Origin of the sequence: Thermococcus sp. (assembly GCF_015523185.1) — an archaeon.
GTDB lineage: Archaea > Methanobacteriota_B > Thermococci > Thermococcales > Thermococcaceae > Thermococcus.
In genome coordinates this window covers 56538-74508 of record NZ_WAKV01000055.1, presented here as the reverse complement: position 1 = coordinate 74508, position 17971 = coordinate 56538, and the positions used below count along the sequence as shown (strand labels likewise).

17 protein-coding genes, 1 tRNA gene and 1 pseudogene are annotated in these 17971 nt (G+C 52.4%); 8 read left to right on the top strand and 11 right to left on the bottom strand.

Annotation, left to right across the window (positions count from 1 at the left end; genetic code table 11):
• A partial coding sequence (locus tag F7B33_RS06315; protein ID WP_297073830.1) for a TCP-1/cpn60 chaperonin family protein occupies nt 1-196 on the bottom strand: 196 nt, incomplete at its 3' end.
• 178 nt (nt 197-374) lie between these two features.
• On the opposite strand from F7B33_RS06315, the gene F7B33_RS06310 reads away from it, so the two are divergent.
• Nucleotides 375-1043, top strand: coding sequence for a Kae1-associated kinase Bud32 (locus tag F7B33_RS06310; RefSeq protein ID WP_297062972.1), 669 nt, complete (start codon nt 375-377; stop codon nt 1041-1043).
• Here the strand turns inward: F7B33_RS06310 and F7B33_RS06305 are convergent.
• The 4 genes and pseudogenes from F7B33_RS06305 to F7B33_RS06290 form a co-directional block, all read right to left on the bottom strand.
• Nucleotides 1033-2292, bottom strand: coding sequence for a methyl-accepting chemotaxis protein (locus F7B33_RS06305; protein ID WP_297062971.1), 1260 nt, complete (start codon nt 2290-2292; stop codon nt 1033-1035). The two genes, F7B33_RS06310 and F7B33_RS06305, sit on opposite strands and share 11 nt — an antisense overlap.
• Before the next feature lie 105 nt (nt 2293-2397).
• Nucleotides 2398-4130, bottom strand: a pseudogene (locus F7B33_RS06300) (endonuclease MutS2).
• A 135-nt stretch (nt 4131-4265) separates the two neighbouring features.
• On the bottom strand, nt 4266-5267 hold the full coding sequence (gyaR, locus tag F7B33_RS06295) for a glyoxylate reductase (RefSeq protein WP_297062976.1): 1002 nt from the start codon (nt 5265-5267) through the stop codon (nt 4266-4268).
• Nucleotides 5268-5302: 35 nt separating this feature from the next.
• Complete coding sequence (locus tag F7B33_RS06290) at nt 5303-6490, bottom strand: aromatic amino acid transport family protein (protein ID WP_297073828.1); 1188 nt, start codon at nt 6488-6490, stop codon at nt 5303-5305.
• Nucleotides 6491-6622: 132 nt separating this feature from the next.
• Between F7B33_RS06290 and cobB the strand changes: the two genes are divergently transcribed.
• The 7 genes from cobB to F7B33_RS06255 are packed head-to-tail and all read left to right on the top strand — an operon-like array spanning nt 6623 to nt 11437.
• A complete protein-coding gene (cobB, locus tag F7B33_RS06285; protein WP_297073825.1) occupies nt 6623-7375 on the top strand; it encodes an NAD-dependent protein deacetylase in 753 nt (250 codons plus the stop codon).
• Nucleotides 7372-7776: a DUF3783 domain-containing protein gene (locus F7B33_RS06280; RefSeq protein ID WP_297062963.1), complete on the top strand. Its 405-nt coding sequence runs from the start codon at nt 7372-7374 to the stop codon at nt 7774-7776. Before cobB ends, F7B33_RS06280 begins: the two co-directional genes overlap by 4 nt.
• Nucleotides 7777-7807: 31 nt before the next feature.
• A complete protein-coding gene (locus tag F7B33_RS06275; RefSeq protein ID WP_297062961.1) occupies nt 7808-8536 on the top strand; it encodes a TIGR02253 family HAD-type hydrolase in 729 nt (242 codons plus the stop codon).
• Nucleotides 8493-9074, top strand: a complete 582-nt coding sequence (locus F7B33_RS06270; RefSeq protein WP_297073823.1) for an ASCH domain-containing protein — start codon at nt 8493-8495, stop codon at nt 9072-9074. Before F7B33_RS06275 ends, F7B33_RS06270 begins: the two co-directional genes overlap by 44 nt.
• 54 nt (nt 9075-9128) lie before the next feature.
• Nucleotides 9129-9779 carry a phosphatase PAP2 family protein gene (locus F7B33_RS06265; RefSeq protein WP_297073817.1) on the top strand — a complete coding sequence of 217 codons (651 nt, stop codon included), beginning with the start codon at nt 9129-9131 and terminating at the stop codon, nt 9777-9779.
• Nucleotides 9772-10233 (top strand): COG2426 family protein, encoded by a 462-nt coding sequence (locus tag F7B33_RS06260; RefSeq protein ID WP_297073815.1) that lies wholly within the window; start codon nt 9772-9774, stop codon nt 10231-10233. The genes F7B33_RS06265 and F7B33_RS06260 overlap by 8 nt, the downstream gene beginning before the upstream one ends.
• Nucleotides 10234-10237: 4 nt before the next feature.
• Complete coding sequence (locus F7B33_RS06255) at nt 10238-11437, top strand: MFS transporter (protein ID WP_297062097.1); 1200 nt, start codon at nt 10238-10240, stop codon at nt 11435-11437.
• A 6-nt stretch (nt 11438-11443) separates the two neighbouring features.
• On the opposite strand, the gene F7B33_RS06250 is transcribed toward F7B33_RS06255, so the two are convergent.
• The 6 genes from F7B33_RS06250 to F7B33_RS06225 form a co-directional block, all read right to left on the bottom strand.
• The gene (locus F7B33_RS06250) at nt 11444-12766 is read right to left on the bottom strand and encodes a TldD/PmbA family protein (protein WP_297073812.1); all 1323 of its coding nucleotides are present in this window, start codon (nt 12764-12766) and stop codon (nt 11444-11446) included.
• A gap of 10 nt (nt 12767-12776) precedes the next feature.
• Nucleotides 12777-14195, bottom strand: a complete 1419-nt coding sequence (locus F7B33_RS06245; protein WP_297073845.1) for a TldD/PmbA family protein — start codon at nt 14193-14195, stop codon at nt 12777-12779.
• Between the two features lie 644 nt (nt 14196-14839).
• The gene (locus F7B33_RS06240) at nt 14840-15133 is read right to left on the bottom strand and encodes a MazG nucleotide pyrophosphohydrolase domain-containing protein (RefSeq protein ID WP_297062100.1); all 294 of its coding nucleotides are present in this window, start codon (nt 15131-15133) and stop codon (nt 14840-14842) included.
• A gap of 20 nt (nt 15134-15153) precedes the next feature.
• Nucleotides 15154-15230 (bottom strand) — tRNA-Arg (locus tag F7B33_RS06235).
• A 60-nt stretch (nt 15231-15290) separates the two neighbouring features.
• Entirely contained in the window at nt 15291-17303 is a 2013-nt protein-coding gene (locus F7B33_RS06230; protein WP_297062102.1) for a metallophosphoesterase, read from the bottom strand.
• Between the two features lie 73 nt (nt 17304-17376).
• Entirely contained in the window at nt 17377-17955 is a 579-nt protein-coding gene (locus tag F7B33_RS06225) for a DUF447 domain-containing protein (RefSeq protein WP_297073810.1), read from the bottom strand.
• Nucleotides 17956-17971: the final 16 nt, after the last annotated feature.

The window sequence follows — 17971 nt, the reverse complement described above, 5'->3', positions numbered from 1 at the left end:
TGGCTCCGTCGTTGGTGATGACGATGTCTCCAAGGCTGTCAACCAGCATCTTGTCCATGCCCTTCGGTCCGAGTGTGGTTCTTATGGTCTCAGCAACAATCCTAGCGGCGAGGATGTTGAGCCTCTGGGCGTCCTTTCCAACGTACCTCTGGGTCCCCTCCGGGAGTATTATAACGGGCTGTCCACTCATGCTCATTTTGACATTCCTCCAAACGTTTTACCTTTTTGCGGAATCAGTTCGTCAGCGTTCTATATAAACTTTTGGTTCAAATTGTTCAAATTTTTGACTTAATTTTGGTCAATAGGCAAAAAACCTGCGAAAGGTCGAGAGAAAGGGCTAAAACCTGAAACTGGAGCTAAAAGACGGTGGTGAGATGAAACTCATAGCCCAAGGCGCCGAGGCGAAAATCTACGAGGGAACCTTCGGGGAGGTTTTCGGCGTTTCCCTAATTGACGAAAAGGTCATCGTAAAGCATAGAATCCCCAAAAGGTACAGGATTCCCGAGATTGACCTCAAACTGAGGAAGGAGAGAACCGTTAGAGAGGCGAGAATCCTCCACAGGGCAAAGGAGTTTGGCGTCAACTGTCCCCATGTTTACGAGGTCAATCTGAGGGACATGGTCATCGTCATGGAGTTCATAGAGGGAGTTCGCCTTAAGGAGCACCTGGAGGAAGTTCCAATGGAGAAAAGGCTGGAGCTTTGCAGGGAAATTGGAAGGCAGATAGGAAAGCTCCACAGGGCTGGAATCGTTCACGGCGATTTAACGACGAGCAACATGATACTCCGGGAAGGGAAGGTTTACCTCATTGACTTTGGTCTGGCTGATTTTGACTCAACACTGGAGGCGAGGGGAGTTGATTTGCACCTCCTGAAAAGGGCCATGGAGAGCACACACTACACTTGGTTCGAGGAAGGCTTTAGAGCCGTTCTAGAAGGCTACGGTGAAGTTCTCGGGGAAAAAGCCAAAGAGGAAATCGAGGAAAAGATAGAGGAGATAGAAAGCAGGGGAAGGTACAGGGAAAGGAGTTGGCTCAAAGCTTGAACTTATTAACTGCTTCCATAAGCCTCTGGACAACCTCCTCGAAATCGTGAAGCGTTGCGCGAACCTCCTCGAGGGCTGAGGTCTGCTGTTCGGCTGCGGCGCTGACTTCTTCAGCTGCCGCCGTGGTTTCTTCAGCACTCGCGGCAAGGTTCTCTAGGAAGCGCAGGCCCTCGTCTATCTTCTCGCCCTCCTCAAGGACCTTGTTCTTGAGCTCGTTGGCCTTGACCTCCATTTCCTCCATGAGCTCGGCGATGTGCGTTAGATACGAAACGCTCTCCTTGAGGACTTCAGTTGACTGCGCAACCGTTTCGACGCTCTTCCCGGTAACTTCAACGCTCTCATCGATTTTTGCCATAATCTGCTCGACGATGTTCCTGATGTCATCGGCGGCCTGCTTGCTCTCCTCGGCGAGGTTTCTAATCTCCTCAGCAACGACCGCAAAACCCTTACCAGCTTCGCCGGCTCTGGCTGCCTCGATAGCTGCGTTCAAGGCGAGCAAGTTGGTCTGCTCCGCTATTCCGGTGATAACGTTCGTTATATTGGCTATGTTCTTGCCCATCTCAGCAACTCCCTTGACCGTTTCCTCAATCATAAGCATCATGTTCCTGATTTCTTCAATCTGACCGACCGCTTCCTCACCCTTTTGTCCGCCCTCTCTAGCCAAGCCTACAACTTCACTCATTGACCTCTCGAAGTCTTCCATGGTGTTTATGGTCTCCTTTCCAATCTCATCTATGTAGCGCATCGTTTCGGTCATGTGGTTGATGTTCTCCTGTTCGCGCTGGGCCTCTATGCTGACCTGGTTTATGGCCTCGGCAACCTGCTGTATAGCCTCGCTAATCTGGTCAATGTTCTCCCTGATGAGCGCGCTCCTCTCGTTGACGACTTCGGCCGCTTCCTTTATCGCCGACACCATGTTGTGAAGGTTCTGGCGCATCTTCTCTATTGTTTTCCTAATCTCCCTCAGGTGTCCGTTGAGCTCAGTGTCCTCAATGGTCAGGTCACCCTCGGCAATCCTGTCGAGAATTCTTATGATAGCGTTCATCTGCTCCTCTATTTCCCTGCGGTACTGTTCAACCTCGGGTGGAATTTTGGCCTTCCCCGCTACGTCCCTCGTAAGCATTATCCCCGCTCCAACTCCCACAATACCCCCGATAACGCCCGCTATCGGCCCAGCCAGAAGTGTCGGCACTATCGTCAAACCAAAGGCCAGAACCGGTGATGCGATAAGCGCGCTCCTCTCGTCCATGCCTCATCCCCCAGAAGAGTACGCGTTAAAAATACTTAAAGCTTTCTAATTAAACAAAGTAAGAACATAACGCTAAATAGATGTAGTAACTACCTACACAGAGACCTACACATCCCGACCGAAAGACGCCAGAATACGTTCGTATATATCCCTGTCCTTTCCCTTCCCCTTTCTGGCGAGCCTCTCGACTATCAACTCTGGAGTGCTCCTTCCGAGCTTTCCGAAGACGGGCTGTCTGTCAACTATCAGGTTCAGGTTCTCGTCTAAGCCCTTGGCCTCTATCCCATCAACCCTCGCAAAGTGCAACCTCTCCTTCAGCTCCCCGCCGAGGTGGGACACTATGACGACTTTAAAACCTCTCTCCTGTGCGACTTTCAACAATTCACCTATGATTTTGACGGCCGCACCGGGTTCGGTTATGGCCTCAAACTCGTCTATGAGGATTAACTTCCTGCCCTTTCCCCTGAGGGCCCTTACAAAGGACTTCAGGGCCGTCTCGAAGGCTCCAGCACCGTAAGTACTCCTCTTCCGCCTGAAGAAGAACAGCTCGTCGAGGGGCTCAACCCAGGCCCTTTCAGCGGGCACAGGAAAGCCCATGTGGAAGAGGATTTCAACCTGCGTTATGAGCTCTAGAAGGCTCGTCTTTCCACCGCTGTTCGCTCCCGTAAGGATTACTACGTCCTCATCACCAACGTTCTCCGAACCCGGGACTGCGAATTCTGGGGGCTTCCTTCCGACGACATAGCTAACCGGCTGGGGGTTTTCAATGAAGAGGTGCCTGCCCCTGGTGAAGGCAACCCCCCCGTCCCAGACCTCAGGAAAGGTAAAGCCCTCTGTAAATTCCTTAACGGCAAGGAGAAAGTCGAGTTCGTGAATATTTTCGAGTTCCTTCTTTAGCTCCGGTATGAGGGGCCCTATCTTCTCAACTATCTCCCGGGCCTTTAGATAGCGCTCAAGGGCGAGTTCCCTCTCAAGAAACTGCCTCAACTCTTCCACTCTCTCTGGAGGGACACGGATTGGATATAGCTCGTCCCTCTGAAAGAGTTCAACCGTAAAGCCCAATGCATCCGAGAGCTCACGTTCTGCCTCGTTCACAAGCTCAATTATCCCCTCCTCGATTCCGGTAAAATGGCTGAATATGGCCTCGTAGTTCCCCTCGCGGAGCTGGGCCAGGAAGTTAAGGAGCTCTTTGCCACTGAGCGTTAAGCTGAAGTTCTCGAGCTTTTCGGAGATTCTCTCGTTGAGCCAGTGCTCCTTCTCGGCTATCATCTCGTCGAGGTTCTCAAGTAGTTGCCCCCGCGCGTTTACGCTTTCAAACTCCCCCAATGCATTGAGTATCTTCTCGGCAACGCTTTCCTTTCCTATAATCCTTCCGAGCTCCGCAAGGGCCTCAAGGGTTTCCCGGTTCTCCCAGAGGGGGATTACGTAGAGTTCCGGCGCAACGTCCTGGGGTTTAAGCTCGACGTCAATTCCATAGCCCGTCGTGCTCAGCACTATCGGGTACTCGCGGGCCTCATCAGAGTCAGTTGTAACGTGGCAGAGGTTTAGGGCCTCCGCCTGCTCCACCTCGGACTCATCAACGAGGATTACTCTATCGCTGAGGAACTCCCTTTTGAATTTTATAGGCTTGACCTTTGAGATTAGCCCTTTCATCTCGGGTCTGACCTTTGAGAGACCCTCTCTGAGGTAGTTCTGTCTCCTTTGGATTTCATCAACGTCGTTTGTGGGAGAAAAAGCTCCAGATAGAATTCGCTACCCGAAAGGATAAGTCTCCTCCGTATCTCCCCCAAAATCCCCTTGTGGACTGCCCTCGCCTCTGGGTTAAGTCTCAGTGTCATCCCCCGATGCTACGCCAAGAGGTTTATAAGGTTGACCTGAACGAACCTCCATCAAGGTTTCTTCCTATGGGCTCAGCCACGGGTCCAGTTCATCACAGTCAGCCGAGGGTGTCTTCATCATTGCCAGAAGGGAGTTCACTCGAACCCCGGCTTCCTGACCTTTACAACCTCTCTGTTAACGAGCGTCGGCGGGATTTTGCCGTTCTTGAAGGCTATCAGGTTCCTAGCAACGAGCTCTGCCATACCCTCCCTCGCTCCGAAGGTGGCACTGCCTATGTGAGGGGCTAAAACCACGTTCCTGAGTTTAAAGAGCTCCTCGTTGTAGTAGGGTTCCTCCTCGTAAACATCTAACCCAGCTCCGGCAATCCAGCACTCCTTTAGGGCCGTTATTAGCGCCTTAGTGTCAACGACCTTCCCCCTCGCTATGTTCACCAGAATAGCGGTGTTCTTCATAAGCTTTAACTCCCGCTCGCCTATCATGTGGTAGGTTTCCTTTGTTAATGGAACCGCCAAAACGACGAAGTCGCTCTCGCTCAGGAGTTCATCAAGGGGCTTGAACTCGGCGTTGAGTTCTTCCTCCGCTTTGGGCTTCCTGCTCCTCGAGTAGTAGAGGATTCTCATGCCAAAGCCCTTAGCGCGCCTCGCCACGGCTTGACCGATTCTGCCAAAGCCGACTATTCCTATTGTCTTCCCGTAGACGTCGTAACCAAGGAACCAGCGCGGGTGCCATGCTACTCCTTTCCGTTTCCATTCCCCAGAGCGAGTGAAGTTATCAGCCTCAATTAAGCGCCTCGCCGTTGCAAGCAGAAGCGTCCACGCGAAATCGGCGGTGGCATTGGTGAGAACGTCCGGGGTGTTCGTCACATAGATTCCCCGCCTAGTTGCCTCCTCTACGTCTATGTTGTCGTAACCCACTGCGTAGTTTGCCACTATTCTCAGCCTTGGCGCGTTCTCAAAGAGCTCATCATCAACCCGCTCGCTGAGCATTGTCACGAGGGCATCAACATCCCGAACCTTTTCAAGGAGGACCTCCCTAGGTATCTCCCTCTCCTCGGGCCAGACTTCCACCTCAAAGTGCTCCCTGAGGAGTTTTATTCCGTTCTCCGGGATGGCGCGGGTTATGAAGACCTTGGGCATGAGCACCACCGGTGAAAGAAAAAGAGAAAGAGCTTTTAGTGTTTTCTTAGCTTGGCGACGAGCCATATCAGTATCGGCAGGATTATGAAGGCCATCATGTCTCCGGTATCTCCAGCAAATGCTAAAACGTCCGCGAAGTTCTTGACACCAGCGAAGTAAACCAGAGCTGGCGGAATCACGGTCAGGCCCCATGCTATCGGTCTCTTAAGTTTCACGAACTCCTCGTTGTTGCTCTGCTGTGCTAGGGCGATTCCTATGTAGCTCGTCGTTATTGCAAGGAGAGGGATTAGGTTCCCAACTATTTTTCCAATCTGGCCGTAAAGTCTCTCAAGGCCCTGTGTGGCTATCTGGGGTGTGTTCTTTCCAAAGGCGAGGAGGAAGGCCACCATGAATATCGCATAGATGGCCGTCGGTATGATGAAGGCCCAGACGACGACTTTCTTCGTCTCCTCGTAGCTTCCAAGCCCCTTATAGACGTCGGGAATTACCGTGTGACAGCCGAGGGCAAAGATTGCAACCCCGGTTATGCTCAGAATTCCTGAGAGGTCCGTGTAGAGGCCGTTGCTGAGCTTTGCATGGGGGATTAGCATTAGTGTGACCGCTATGAAGAGGGCAAGCATGACGTAGCTCATCGCCAGTTCTGTCTTTCCACTCGCCTCAAGACCGTGGTAGACCACCAGAGAAGCCAGAATCCAGAAGATAAACGCTCCCAGCGTTTCGCTTATTCCGAAGAGGCTCGCGAAGATGCTTCCCATTCCCGCTATGTACGCCAAAATCGCTCCGAAGCTCATTATGAAGATGCTGGCGTACATCAGCCAGCCGCCGACCCTTCCGAGGACGCGCTGGGCTATGGTGCTCATCTGTGCTCCACCCATCTCGGCGGAGAACTTCAGGACGATTAGGCCCGTTCCGAGCATTAGGAACATGACGCCTATAAGGACGACCAGGGCTGGGACAAGACCCACCTTGCTTGCCGCGTAGGGAAGACCGAGGACACCTGCCCCAATCTGCGTCCCCACGAGGATTGCCAGAGCCTCTCCCTTGGTTATGCGCTTCTTCTCCACGCTAATCGTGCTTATCCTTAGACCCCTAGCACACTTCCTTTTCCTGAGGTTCTGGATTAGGATGAGCTTTTTCCTCCTCTGTGCCGCTATACGCGCTGAGTAATAACGACCGTGTGAGGTAGTGACCTTTTTTCTCTCAACTCCCCCGGAGACGGGCATTCTCTCACCTCCGCCCAATGTCCGATGAACACAATTTAAACCCTCGCTCGGAAGGTTGAAACCCGTTTCTAATATCTTTCGGGGGGCCTGGATGGTGGATAGAATTTTTAAGTCTCCCACCAAGATACTGTCATGCTAAGCCACGCTGCGAAAATCCTGGCAAGGTCACGCTTTGCGATAGCCTTCACCGGGGCCGGGATAAGTGCCGAGAGTGGAGTGCCCACATTCAGGGGATTCAACGGCCTGTGGAAGAGGTACAGACCCGAGGAGCTCGCGACTCCAGAGGCTTTTCAAATGAACCCCAACCTCGTCTGGGAGTTTTACAGGTGGCGAATGAAGAAAATCCTGGAGGCAAAGCCGAATCCTGCCCATTACTCCCTTGCCGAGCTCGAAAGGCTCGGAATCATAAAGGCGGTAATAACCCAGGACGTTGACGACCTCCACAGAGAAGCTGGAACGAGAAACCTAGTGGAGCTCCACGGGAACATATTCCGGGTTAAGTGCACTTCCTGTGACTACAGGGAAAACCTCAAGGAGGGTGGTCGCGTTAACGAGTTCGTTGAATCCAGGGAACTTCCAAAGTGTCCCCGCTGTGGCTCTCCCTTACGGCCAGACGTGGTCTGGTTCGGAGAGACCCTTCCAAAGGACGCCCTGGAGAAGGCCTTTAACCTCGCCGAAAGAGCCGACGTTGTGCTCGTTATAGGCACTAGCGGGGTAGTTTATCCAGCGGCGTACATTCCATACATCGTCAAGGAGCACGGTGGAAGAGTTATCGAGGTTAACGTCGAGAGGAGCGGGATAACGCCGATAGCGGACGTCTTCCTTCGCGGAAAGGCGGGGGAAATTCTTCCTAAAATCTTGGAGCTTGTGAGGGAGTTAAGATGAAGCTGTTGCTCGTGGGTTTCTCGGAGAAAGAGGCAAGGGAGATTGAAAACACCCTGGGAATTCCCGTCTTGGCAGTTCCAGAAGAGTTGAAGGGGCTAAAGGTCGAGGAACTTCTTAAAATCGAAAGCGAGGGCGGAGAGTTAATGTGGACGGGGGAGAAGTTCCTCATCATGGACGGCCTTGACAATGAGGGCATAAAGCGCGTTATTGAAACGGTTCGGAGGCTTTCGAAGGAGAGGGTAATCTTCGCCACGACAACGGAGACAAACCTCAAGTGGGCCCTTGAAGAGCTCCTCGACGAGCTCAGGAGTGAGGACGAGTACTTTAGGGCTTTAAGGGAGGCCAGGAAACAGGTTAAAGAGAGAAAAGGTCTCTTTCTGGACATCGGCAACGTTAAATAGAGGTAGGGGATAAACCTTTAGGGGTTCGAGCATGATTAAGGCCATCATATTCGATTTGGACGACACCATAGTGGACACGACTAGACTGGCTGAGATGGCAAGGCGAAACGCAATAGAGAACATGATACGCCACGGCCTTCCCGTTGATTTTGATACCGCTTACTCCGAACTCCTTGAGCTTATAAACGAGTATGGGAGCAATTTCTCTCATCACTTTGACTACCTCCTTAGGAGGCTTGAACTGCCCAACGACCCCAAATGGATAGCCTCCGGCGTTATAGCTTACCACAACACGAAGTTCGCCTACCTCAAGAGCGTCCGCGGTGCCAGGAAAGTTCTCCTTGAGCTCAAGAAAGAAGGTTACCTCCTCGCGATAATCACTGATGGAAACCCTATAAAGCAGTGGGAGAAGATACTCCGGCTCGAGCTGGACGAGTTCTTCGATGATGTGTTTATCTCCGATTACTTTGGAGTTAAAAAACCCCATCCAAAGATTTTTAAGAGGGCCCTTAAAAAGCTCGGTGTCAGGCCTGAAGAAGCAATAATGGTCGGGGACAGGCTCTACTCGGACATCTACGGAGCAAAGAGCGTCGGCATGAACACGGTCTGGTTCAGGTATGGGAAATACCGCGACAGGGAGCTTGAGTACCTCGACTACGCCGACTTTACTGTTGAGAGCCTTGAAGAGGTTCTAAAAATCGTGAGGGGACTGAACAATGAAGAAAAGGAACATCCGGATTCGGAAGTTCATGCTGATTGATAGCTCTTACAAATCGAGAATCCTCAGGGGAGACAAGGTAACGACGATACGTTACGGAAACTACGAGGCCAAACCGGGAAGCGAGGTCTATCTCGTCATAACTCCAAGCGACACTGTCATAGCGAAGGTGAGAATCACAAAGGTCGAGAGGAAGAAGGTAAAGGAGCTGAGCAATGAAGACGCGAGGCTTGACGGATTTTCTGACGTGAAGGAACTCCTAAGGGAGCTGAACAAGATTTACGGCGAGCTCTATGGAGATGACGAGGTCACGATAATCGGCTTTGAAGTGGCCAAGCGCTTTGAGGACGGGATTCCGCTCAAGTGGCTGAAAGGCCTTAACTACCACGAGCCCGAGGAGATAGCGCGCCTCTACCTCGAAAACCAGGATAAGCTCAACTTCAACCGCGAGACGGACTTCATAATGCGCCGTATCTACAACGAGGGCCTTGGAAGGGCCGTCAGAACCTTTGGACCGAAGAGGGTTCAGGGGGCGCTCCTCAAGGTTTACCACGGGCTCTACGCGGCAGGGGTTATCTAACTCGGATTTGGCAAGGAAAAGCTTTTTTACCACCCATCCCTATCGTAGAGTGCCATGGCAAAGTCTGAGCTCAAGAGAGATTTCCCGGCACTCACGCTCGCACTCCTCGTGATCCTGATCCTGCAGATAGCTGGGGCATTTAACGGGATAAACGAGTGGGTGAACTCTGCTCTTCCTTCAGGCGGCTCCCTAACCAGCACCTTCACGGATACCGCGAGCTTCGCCCTCACCGCCCTCTACCTCATCCTCTTCGTTCTATGGGACTTTAAGGACAGGGGAAGATTGAGCAGGTTCACCCTTGAACTAACCGCCGGTATTGCAGTCTCTATGGTCATAGTGGGCCTGCTGAAGGTCCTGATAGGCGTCCCCAGACCGGGAGAGGGACAGGTTCACTGGAGCCTAATTGAGTCAATAAAAAACCTCGACTACTTCGCCTTCCCCTCTGGCCACACGGCAAGGGCCTTCGTTTTGGCGTATTTCCTCGCAAAGCGCTGGAAAAAGTTCTGGCCCCTCTGGTGGGGGTGGGCGCTTGGGATAGGCCTCTCAAGGCTTCTCCTCCACGTCCACTGGTTCAGCGACGTGCTCTTTTCGGCGTTCCTCGGGCCGTGGGTCGCCCTGCTGGTTGAGCTAACCGAGGATTGGTGGCTCCCCTACTACCGCGCCGTTGTGAACGCGCTTAAACTGGGGGTGCTGGACATTGAATAGCTTCCTTCAGGTGTTCCTCCTCTCGCTCGTTCCAACCTTTGAGGGGCGCTACGCGATAGTTTACGGCATTGGGAAAGGCTATCCCCTGTGGGAGACGCTTTTGGCTGCTTCCCTCGGCGTTCTGACGCTCTCCCTCGTCCTTCCGGTGGTTCTGCCTTACATAGACCGAATCATGCTCTGGCTCGAAGGGACACCCCTGATGAAAATAGCTCATCTTTATCTCTACTACGTCGAGCGAGTCAGGAAAAAGGCCCACCCCTACGTCGAGAAGTGGGGCTTCATAGGGCTTACAATATTCGTCGCGATACCCCTGCCCGGGACTGGAATATGGACCGGAGCTTTAGCGGCTTACCTCCTCGGAATTGAGAAAAGGCAGACGGTTCCAGCTTTAATCCTCGGCGGGCTTCTGAGCATGGCGATAACCCTTGGACCGGCACTGGGACTGTTCGGGTGAGGGTATGGACTGGGTGAGGAGGTTCACCCTACTCTTTGCACTGACCTACGCTGGTTTCCTCGGGAACATCGCGGTAATATACTACCTCTCCAGAGGACTGAGCTATGGGGAGATAGGCCTTGCAACCGCCGTCGGTGGCCTCGGCTTTTTTCTCTTCGAGGTTCCCACGGGTATTGTCGGCGACAAGGTGAGCCGAAAAACGAGCGTTCTCATAGGACTTTCGATAATCCCCATCTCAACGGTTCTCCTGCTCTTTCTCTCAAACTTCTGGGTCCTCCTCGCCTCGGAGCTACTCGGGACTTTGGGAGCGTCCTTCGTGAGCGGTAGCCTTCAGGCGTGGTTCTTCGACAACCTCCGGGCTGGAGGCATAGAAGACCGGTTCAGGGAGCTCTGGCGGTCGGCCCAGAAGACTTCACTCATCGTGAGCTCCACAACGACGATTCTTGGGGGTTTTATAGCTCAGTTTTTGGGCTTTGGTGTCGCGATAGTTCTTACCACCATTGTTCAGGTTTTGACGATTTTCATTGCTCTCAAGATACCGGAGATGGGCTTCTCACAGCCTGAGACGTCCTACACGCTCCACCTTCTTGGAGCGTGGCGCGAGCTGAAGAAACCCGAAATAGCGTGGCTTATCACCTACCTCCTCTCCGTTACACTCGCCCTAAACCAGTTCAGGAAGTTCTTCGAACCATACCTCGGCAACGTTCTGGCTCTCACCCTAGGCACGACGCTGACGGGGACCCTTGGGATACTCGGTATCGTTGAGGTTCTGATAAGGGTCGTGCCAAAGTACCTCGGCGTGGCCCTTAGGGGAAGAGTCGGAAGGGCCCTTCACGAGATGGCCCCAATCGGAATTCCCCTTTCAACCGCGCTGTCCGTCCTTTTTCCCAACCCACTCCTCATAGTCGCCTTAGGTATTGTGGCAACGCTTTTTGCCTCTGCCTTTACCTTCAACTTCTCGGTGGAGTTCCAGAGGCGGATTTCAAGCGAGAAGAGGGCGACGGTCATATCCCTTAGGAACATGGTGATGGCCCTCGTTACCTCGGCGTTCTACACAATCTACGGCTTTGCAGTGGATTTTCTAGGACTTTCAAATGCGAGGCTACTGTTTGCTCTCGGTTTCCTTCTTTTGGGACTCGTGTTCAAAACGCTAAGCCTGGGCCTGTTAAGGGAGCACCTTTCGTTGGGAGTAGAAGAAAAATGAGGGAAATCACTTCGTGGCCCTTGTTATCCCGACGTCCTTTACCAGAACGTAGGGAGTTATCACGGGTCTTGAAACCTCCCACCAGTGCACCTGGAACGGCTCGTTGCCTATCGCGACGATGTTACTTAGAATCCTCTGGAGGTTGTCGCTCACGCGAATGTTCCGTATCGGCTTGAACTCGCCGTTCTCGATGAGGAAGATTCCGTCGCGCGGTATCGTTGAGAAGTCCCCGGTGACGTAGTTCTGGAAGCGGGTGTACCAGACGTTGGTGATGTAAATTCCCCTCTTTACCTCGCTGAAGAGCTCGGCCTTGGAGTAATCCCCCGGCTCAAGGACGATGTTCCACGGGCGGGGCATTATTAGGCCCGCGTTGGCCGTTGTTTCGGTTTTGTACTTCCTAGCTAGGCTCGTGTTGAGAAGGAACGTCCTGAAGGTTCCGTTCTCTATGACGATGGTCTCCTTTGTGGGAACTCCCTCGTCGTCGAACTTTCTGGTTCCATAGCCGTTGGGCAGGTTTCCAACGTCCTTTATAGTCACAAGTTCGCTGGCGACCTTATCTCCGAGCTTTCCGGCGAGGAACGAGAAGCCGGCTTCCGCGGCGTAGGCCGAGAGCATGAATCCCATGTAGCTGAGCAGATTAGCGAACGCTAACGGGTCGAAGATTACGTCAAAGCGTCCCTCGGGTCCCTGCTCAGGATTTCTGGCCATGTGGGCTATCTCACCGGCCTTCCTTCCGGCCAGTTCTGGGTCAAACTTCTTCAAAACGCGCGCCGAGCACGTCCCGTGTCCGCTTTCGAGGTTCCCCACGAAGGCCCTGACACTTATTTCTATTCCAGTCCCCTCGTCGAAGGCCTCCACACCGTTGCTGGTTGTGAGGTAAATCCTATCGTGGTCGGTGTAGAGAACGCCGGCAACGCGCTTGGCCCCTTCGCTCAGGGCAGTGTTTATGGCAACCTCAACGTACTCGTTCGGTTCGTCGAGCTCGACGATGGCCTTGTCGAAGGTCTCGGGGATGTCCTCATACTTGAATGGGCCTTCAGCTATTCCATAGTAGTCCTCCTTCGGCGAAAGACCCTCGATGTTCTTCTTGAGGGTCTTCAGAACTCGCTTGATGTTCTCCCTGCTCAGCTCCGTTATTGTGGTGTTGGCTATTTTCTTGTCCTTCTCGACGAAGAGCTCAATCTTTCTCTCGTGCCAGTGTTTTGCCACGGTTATCTCGTTGTTGGCAAAGCGAACCTGCCTCCGGTTCGTTTCATAGCCCAGAACAACGACGTCGCCAAAGCCGAGCTCCTCGGCCTTTTTGAGTATAAACTCGTTGAGCTCGAACATCTTTCTCACCTCACGGCCTCCTCAGGGGTATGTCACGAAGCCTCGCATGGGCCCCACCCATCCAGACCGGGACGCCCTGTCCTGGCTCACCCTTTCCGCAGGTTCCAGGGTAGAAGGCAACCTCTTTACCTACCGCGTCAACGCTACTCCAGAGCGCCCTGGTGGTTATCTCAAGGATTGGCCTCCTCACCGGGTGCTTCATCTCGCCGTTCTCGATTAGGTAGGCTTCCCTGCCTATGTACCTCTGCTGGTACCTCCTGTCGTCTATGTTCCACTCATTGAAGGACACCATGTAGACGCCGAGCTTGATATCTTCAATCAGCTCCTCAAAGCTGTAATCTCCGGGAGCCAAGTATGTGTTGGCCATCCTCACTATCGGTTCGCGGTTGTAGTTGATAGCCCTTGCTGCAGCATTTGAGTGCTGACCGAGCTTGTAGGCGTATTCTCTGTTGGTGAGGAACTCGGTGATAATTCCATCCCTTATGAGGTACCTCGGGCGGGCTTTAACGCCCTCGTCGTCGTAGAGGTAGAAGCCCCAGCTGTTAGGTATCGTCGGGTCGTCTATTACCGTAACTACCTCACTCCCAATCCTCTCGCCGAGCATATCCGGTTTCACAAAGCTCTCTCCTGCCTGAGCGGCTTCCCTTCCGAAAATCCTGTCGGCCTCGTAAGGGTGACCGACGCTCTCATGGACTGCTATGCCAGCAACCTCCGGGCTTATGATGAGGTCGACCTTCCCTTCCGGAGGCTTCTTGCCCTCGGTGATGAGCTTCCTCAGGGCCTTAACGTCCTTGACTGCCCAGTTCCATGGCTCGTCCTTTTCAAGTAGCTCAAAGCCACCGGAAAAGGCCCTCTGAACGAATGGAGCCTGCTCCATCTGGCCGTTCTCGAAAATCACGAGGTTGTAAACCACCGAGACCCTTGGGATTTTGCTCTTCACGTAGGCACCCTCACTCGTCACTATCTCCTTCTTCCACAGCTCGTCGGAGTACATCAGGTAGCGCATCGGGACGTTTATACCTGTTGCCTTTACCTCCTCCTCGATTTCCCTGAGGAGCTCAAGCTTCTCTTCCGGAGAAACGTCGCGGATGTCCTTCTTCATCTTGACCTTGTAGGAAACGCGGTGGAAGTTTTCTTTGGAAAAGCGTATGGGTTCGTTCCTGACCTGAGAGGCCGCCTTCGCGAGCTTCACGGCCCTCTTCACAGCCTCGGACAAGCTCTCCTTCGTGAGGACGTTCGTACTTGCGAAGCCCATTCCACCGTTGACGATGACCCTTATTCCGACGCCCTTGTCGGCGTTGATGCTTATTCCCTCTGGAGAACCGTTCTTCATTGCCAGATGAGTTCCAGTTTTTTCCTCAAAGCGCACCTCAGCATAGCTGGCCCCGAGTTCGAGGGCCTTCTCCACTGCAAACTCCAAAAGCTCCATGCACATCACCCCGGATTACTGCATAGAATAGTTCACAGGGGAGTATAAAAGTCTTTTCGTTTAGATAGGGGTCGAAAAGACACGCAAGGTTTAAGTTGCCTGAAACGAATAAAATTGCTGGCGAGAGTATGAGTGAGAGTGTAAACTTCGCCCTAATACTCAAAGATATTCAGCTTATGCGAAAAAACTGGATGAGATAGAGGAGGAGCTCCTCAAGTTAAAGATTCGGGAACTTGAGGAAGAGGAAGTTAGCGGGGAGGAACTCAAGGAGCTTGAGAAACTTTCCAGGGAAACTTTAAAGGACGGAGTACCCTGGGAAGGGACCAAGAAAGAGCTCGGCCTTTAAGGTGCCTTTGATGGCCTACGAGGTTCTCATTCACAGGAATGTCCTAAAGAGGCTAAGAGATGCCCCGGAAAACGTGCGGTGAAAATTCGAAGAGCTGGTTGAAGAGCTTAAGTTTAATCCGGTTCCTTCTGAAAAGTTTGACGTCAAAAAGCTCAAAGGGATGGAAAATACGTTCAGAGTTCGTTTGGGTGAGCACAGGTAAACTTCATCGAAAGAAACTGCTTATCCTTGTCATCAAATTTGGAAAACGGGAGAACGTGTACGAGTAATCTAAACTAAATATGTTGGGCTTTTGGTTCTAAAACTTCTCCTCGCACTCACAGGGCTTCTTCCCGCAGTATGGACAGACGCCGGGGTACTTCTTCTTGGCCGCTTCCTCTAAGTCAACGCCCAGTAAATTGGCTAAACTCGCGAGCCACGCCAGAACATCTGCAAACTCCTCCTCCATGGATTCCCTATCCCGCTTTCTTATGGCCTCGCTCAGCTCTCCGATTTCTTCAACGAACCAAAGGAATGTCCTTTCCACGCCACGCCTGGAATCCTTGTGGAAATAAATTTCCTTAATCATCTCCTGAAATTCCCTGAGCTCCATCTTTATCACCAAAAGAGTTCTGGCGGGCCCGGCGGGATTCGAACCCGCGACCTCCGGCTTAGAAGGCCGGCGCCCTATCCTGCTAGGCTACGGGCCCTCGCTCATAGGGTTTCGGGACGGTTTTATAAAAGTTGCGGTAGAAAAGAAAGGAAAGGAATTACCTCCTCCTTCTGAGGAGGAGTGGGAGTACCGCTAGGCCAACTATGAAGGCCGGGCCACAGATTCCGCTCTTCCCGCTGGAGGAAGTGGTCGAAGTCGGAGTGCTTGAAGTTGCAGGTGGCTTGCTGGTTCCTATGGCGAGTTCTTTTGTAACGACGGCCTTGTTTCCGTAGAAATCCTCGGCTATTATCTCAAGCTTATACTTGCCCGCCTTGAGTCCCGGAAGCTCGACGATGTAAAAGTCGTTACCGGGTTTTCCGCTGACGGGCTCTCCGGGGTACCTGTCGACTTTAGCGTACTTGACAGGGTTGCCCTGGGAGTCATAAAGAACGGCGTAGAGGCTCCTTATACCAAGGTTGTCTTGAGCCGTGAAGTAAACGGTGAACTGGGAGTCGGGTGTTGGGTGGCTTGGCTGAAGGTAGGCTATTTGAACCACCGGTTTCTCCGTGTCCTTGCCCGTATCGATGACGAGCTGGGAAATGCCCTTAGGGACGGTAACGTTGAGGAGCATATAATACTTACCGGCTATCTCCCTCGAGGCTATCACCTTGTAGGTAACGTTGGTAACGCTCGGGTCGACCTTTGCGTTGGCCGGAACCGGAACCACTATCGGTCCAGAAACGCTGTTGTTGAGTTCGTTAATGAACTTAAGGGTTGTTCCAAAGCTAGTTTCATGTTTGAATATCATGAACTCTTGTGGAACGGGGACGCTTATGAAGTCACTCCTGACCTTGTCGTTTTCGATTTTGACTGGGGTGTAGGGCATCTCAACGCTGCCGTTCTCGGTTACGACAACGAGGTTGCTTCCGTACCAAGTTGGGCTGTGCCTTGGGTTGGCTGGTGGGTTTGGCTCCTTGTCAGGGGCGCCTGTTGAGGTGAGCGTTAGGAAGTAGTGCTTGTGTCCCTCCTTGTCTATGTAGAGCCAGTACATGTCGTGGTGGATGTGGCCGCTCAGGGTGAGAGGGATGTTGTACTTGACGACGTCCTCAAGGAAGCGCTTTGCAACTTCCGGGTCAGCTCCCCAGTACCTGCCGACGTATTCCTTAATCTGGTCCCAGTCGGTGCTCGGGTCAAGTCCCTTTATGACGCCACCGAGGTAATTCCAGCGTGGGTTGAAGAAGTACGGGTGGTGGTAGAGGATTATTGGGATGTATCCTTTGTGCTCGTTGAGAACATTTTCCATCCACTCAATCTCATCCATAGTGGGGTAACCGCGGTCACCACCTGTGTCGAGACCAATTATAATAAACTTACCGATTGTAACGTAGAAGTACCTTGGACCGAGGATTTGGGTGTAAACCGTCGGCGGGTCGTCGTGATTACCCTTAATTCCGACCACAGGGAGACCTGAAGCGGATGCAAGTTTGGTGATGTTGTAGACTATCTGGTATCCCGTAACGTCACCACTCGTGTCAACTTCATCACCGGTGTTTATGAGGAGCGTCGCTCCATTCATTGCCCAGTACTGGTAGGCACTGTAGGTTGCAACAACGCTGTGTAATGGGATTGGGTCAGAACAGAGTTCCTCGAGTTTGTAGATACTGCTCTGGAAGTATGGCCCACAGACGTAACCGATTTTTGCGCCGGTTGTTACATGGGTGTCGCTTACCCAAGCTATCTTGAGGGTCTTTGGCCACTCCTTGAAGACCTTGAGACCGTTCGGGAGAACAAGGGTTCCGTTGTTGGTTTTTATGAGAAGGAAGTAGTCATCGGGTGCTATATCTTCCGGCGTCTTTAGGGTAACTGACTTGTCGTTCTTGGAGACAATCTGCAGGTTGTATGGCCCGTGTAAGACCGAGACTGCAGTTACAGACTCAATCTGAACCCCGTTCTTGGGATAGAGGTTGAACGTTCCTCCTGGGACAGCAAAGGCGGGAACTACTGGCGCGGGGAGGTACAGATAGTTGCTGTATGTTGTTGAGTATTCCTGGGCCAGTGCCGGGGTCGCCGCTCCAAGTATGGAAAGAGTTGCCACAAAAGCCATTATCAAAGCCAACAGCCGTCTGGCCATGGTATCACCGTTTGAAGGGGTGGAAAATCATCTTAAAACCTTTCCCGTTTGAATACCGTATTAACTTGTCCCTTTACCACCCATTCTGATTCTTTTTTGTCAGAAATGATACCATATAGTTAGATACCGGTGACATACCACCAAGATGCCGGTAAACGGAATACAACTCGAGAATCTTCTCCCTTAAGTCCTCCCGGGGGTTTACGAGATAGCGCGTAAACAAAACCGCCATTTCCACAAGGACGCAGTCCGCCCTACTGAACGGCCTTAGTGGGAGCATTCCCTCGATTTTACCTTCAGGAACCAGCTCACAAATTAAAACTTCCGTTTCTCCAAGGTTATCCTCCCAATGCTCGACCTTTGACGTGACGTTCCCATAAACTCCCGGAAGGCCTCTTATCCAACGGTGGCCATTTTGTTCTTCGAACTCAAGTTTGAGCGGCAGGTTTAGAGCCGTTCTGACGAGCAGTTCGGGGTCATTTGTGAGCTGGATTGAGGCTTTACCGGTTTCAAGAACCTCACGGAAACTTTTTCCGGGGAATAACTTGAACCTTAACTTCTTGCCGTCCCTAACAACACCAGCGGGAGTTATATTAGACCTCGTGACAAGGAGAACCTCATAGACCTTTTTTTCCTCAAAAACGTCCAGCATAAAGACCACCGAAAAA

Coding starts and splice junctions, on each gene's coding strand:
- F7B33_RS06250 (WP_297073812.1), bottom strand. CDS start 12,766: ATGTTCGAGCTCAACGAGTTTATACTCAAAAAGGCCGAGGAGCTCGGC.
- F7B33_RS06255 (WP_297062097.1), top strand. CDS start 10,238: ATGGACTGGGTGAGGAGGTTCACCCTACTCTTTGCACTGACCTACGCT.
- cobB (WP_297073825.1), top strand. CDS start 6,623: ATGCTAAGCCACGCTGCGAAAATCCTGGCAAGGTCACGCTTTGCGATA.
- F7B33_RS06245 (WP_297073845.1), bottom strand. CDS start 14,195: ATGGAGCTTTTGGAGTTTGCAGTGGAGAAGGCCCTCGAACTCGGGGCC.
- F7B33_RS06275 (WP_297062961.1), top strand. CDS start 7,808: ATGATTAAGGCCATCATATTCGATTTGGACGACACCATAGTGGACACG.
- F7B33_RS06225 (WP_297073810.1), bottom strand. CDS start 17,955: ATGCTGGACGTTTTTGAGGAAAAAAAGGTCTATGAGGTTCTCCTTGTC.
- F7B33_RS06280 (WP_297062963.1), top strand. CDS start 7,372: ATGAAGCTGTTGCTCGTGGGTTTCTCGGAGAAAGAGGCAAGGGAGATT.
- F7B33_RS06305 (WP_297062971.1), bottom strand. CDS start 2,292: ATGGACGAGAGGAGCGCGCTTATCGCATCACCGGTTCTGGCCTTTGGT.
- F7B33_RS06310 (WP_297062972.1), top strand. CDS start 375: ATGAAACTCATAGCCCAAGGCGCCGAGGCGAAAATCTACGAGGGAACC.
- F7B33_RS06265 (WP_297073817.1), top strand. CDS start 9,129: ATGGCAAAGTCTGAGCTCAAGAGAGATTTCCCGGCACTCACGCTCGCA.
- F7B33_RS06270 (WP_297073823.1), top strand. CDS start 8,493: ATGAAGAAAAGGAACATCCGGATTCGGAAGTTCATGCTGATTGATAGC.
- F7B33_RS06230 (WP_297062102.1), bottom strand. CDS start 17,303: ATGGCCAGACGGCTGTTGGCTTTGATAATGGCTTTTGTGGCAACTCTT.
- F7B33_RS06290 (WP_297073828.1), bottom strand. CDS start 6,490: ATGCCCGTCTCCGGGGGAGTTGAGAGAAAAAAGGTCACTACCTCACAC.
- F7B33_RS06240 (WP_297062100.1), bottom strand. CDS start 15,133: ATGGAGCTCAGGGAATTTCAGGAGATGATTAAGGAAATTTATTTCCAC.
- gyaR (WP_297062976.1), bottom strand. CDS start 5,267: ATGCCCAAGGTCTTCATAACCCGCGCCATCCCGGAGAACGGAATAAAA.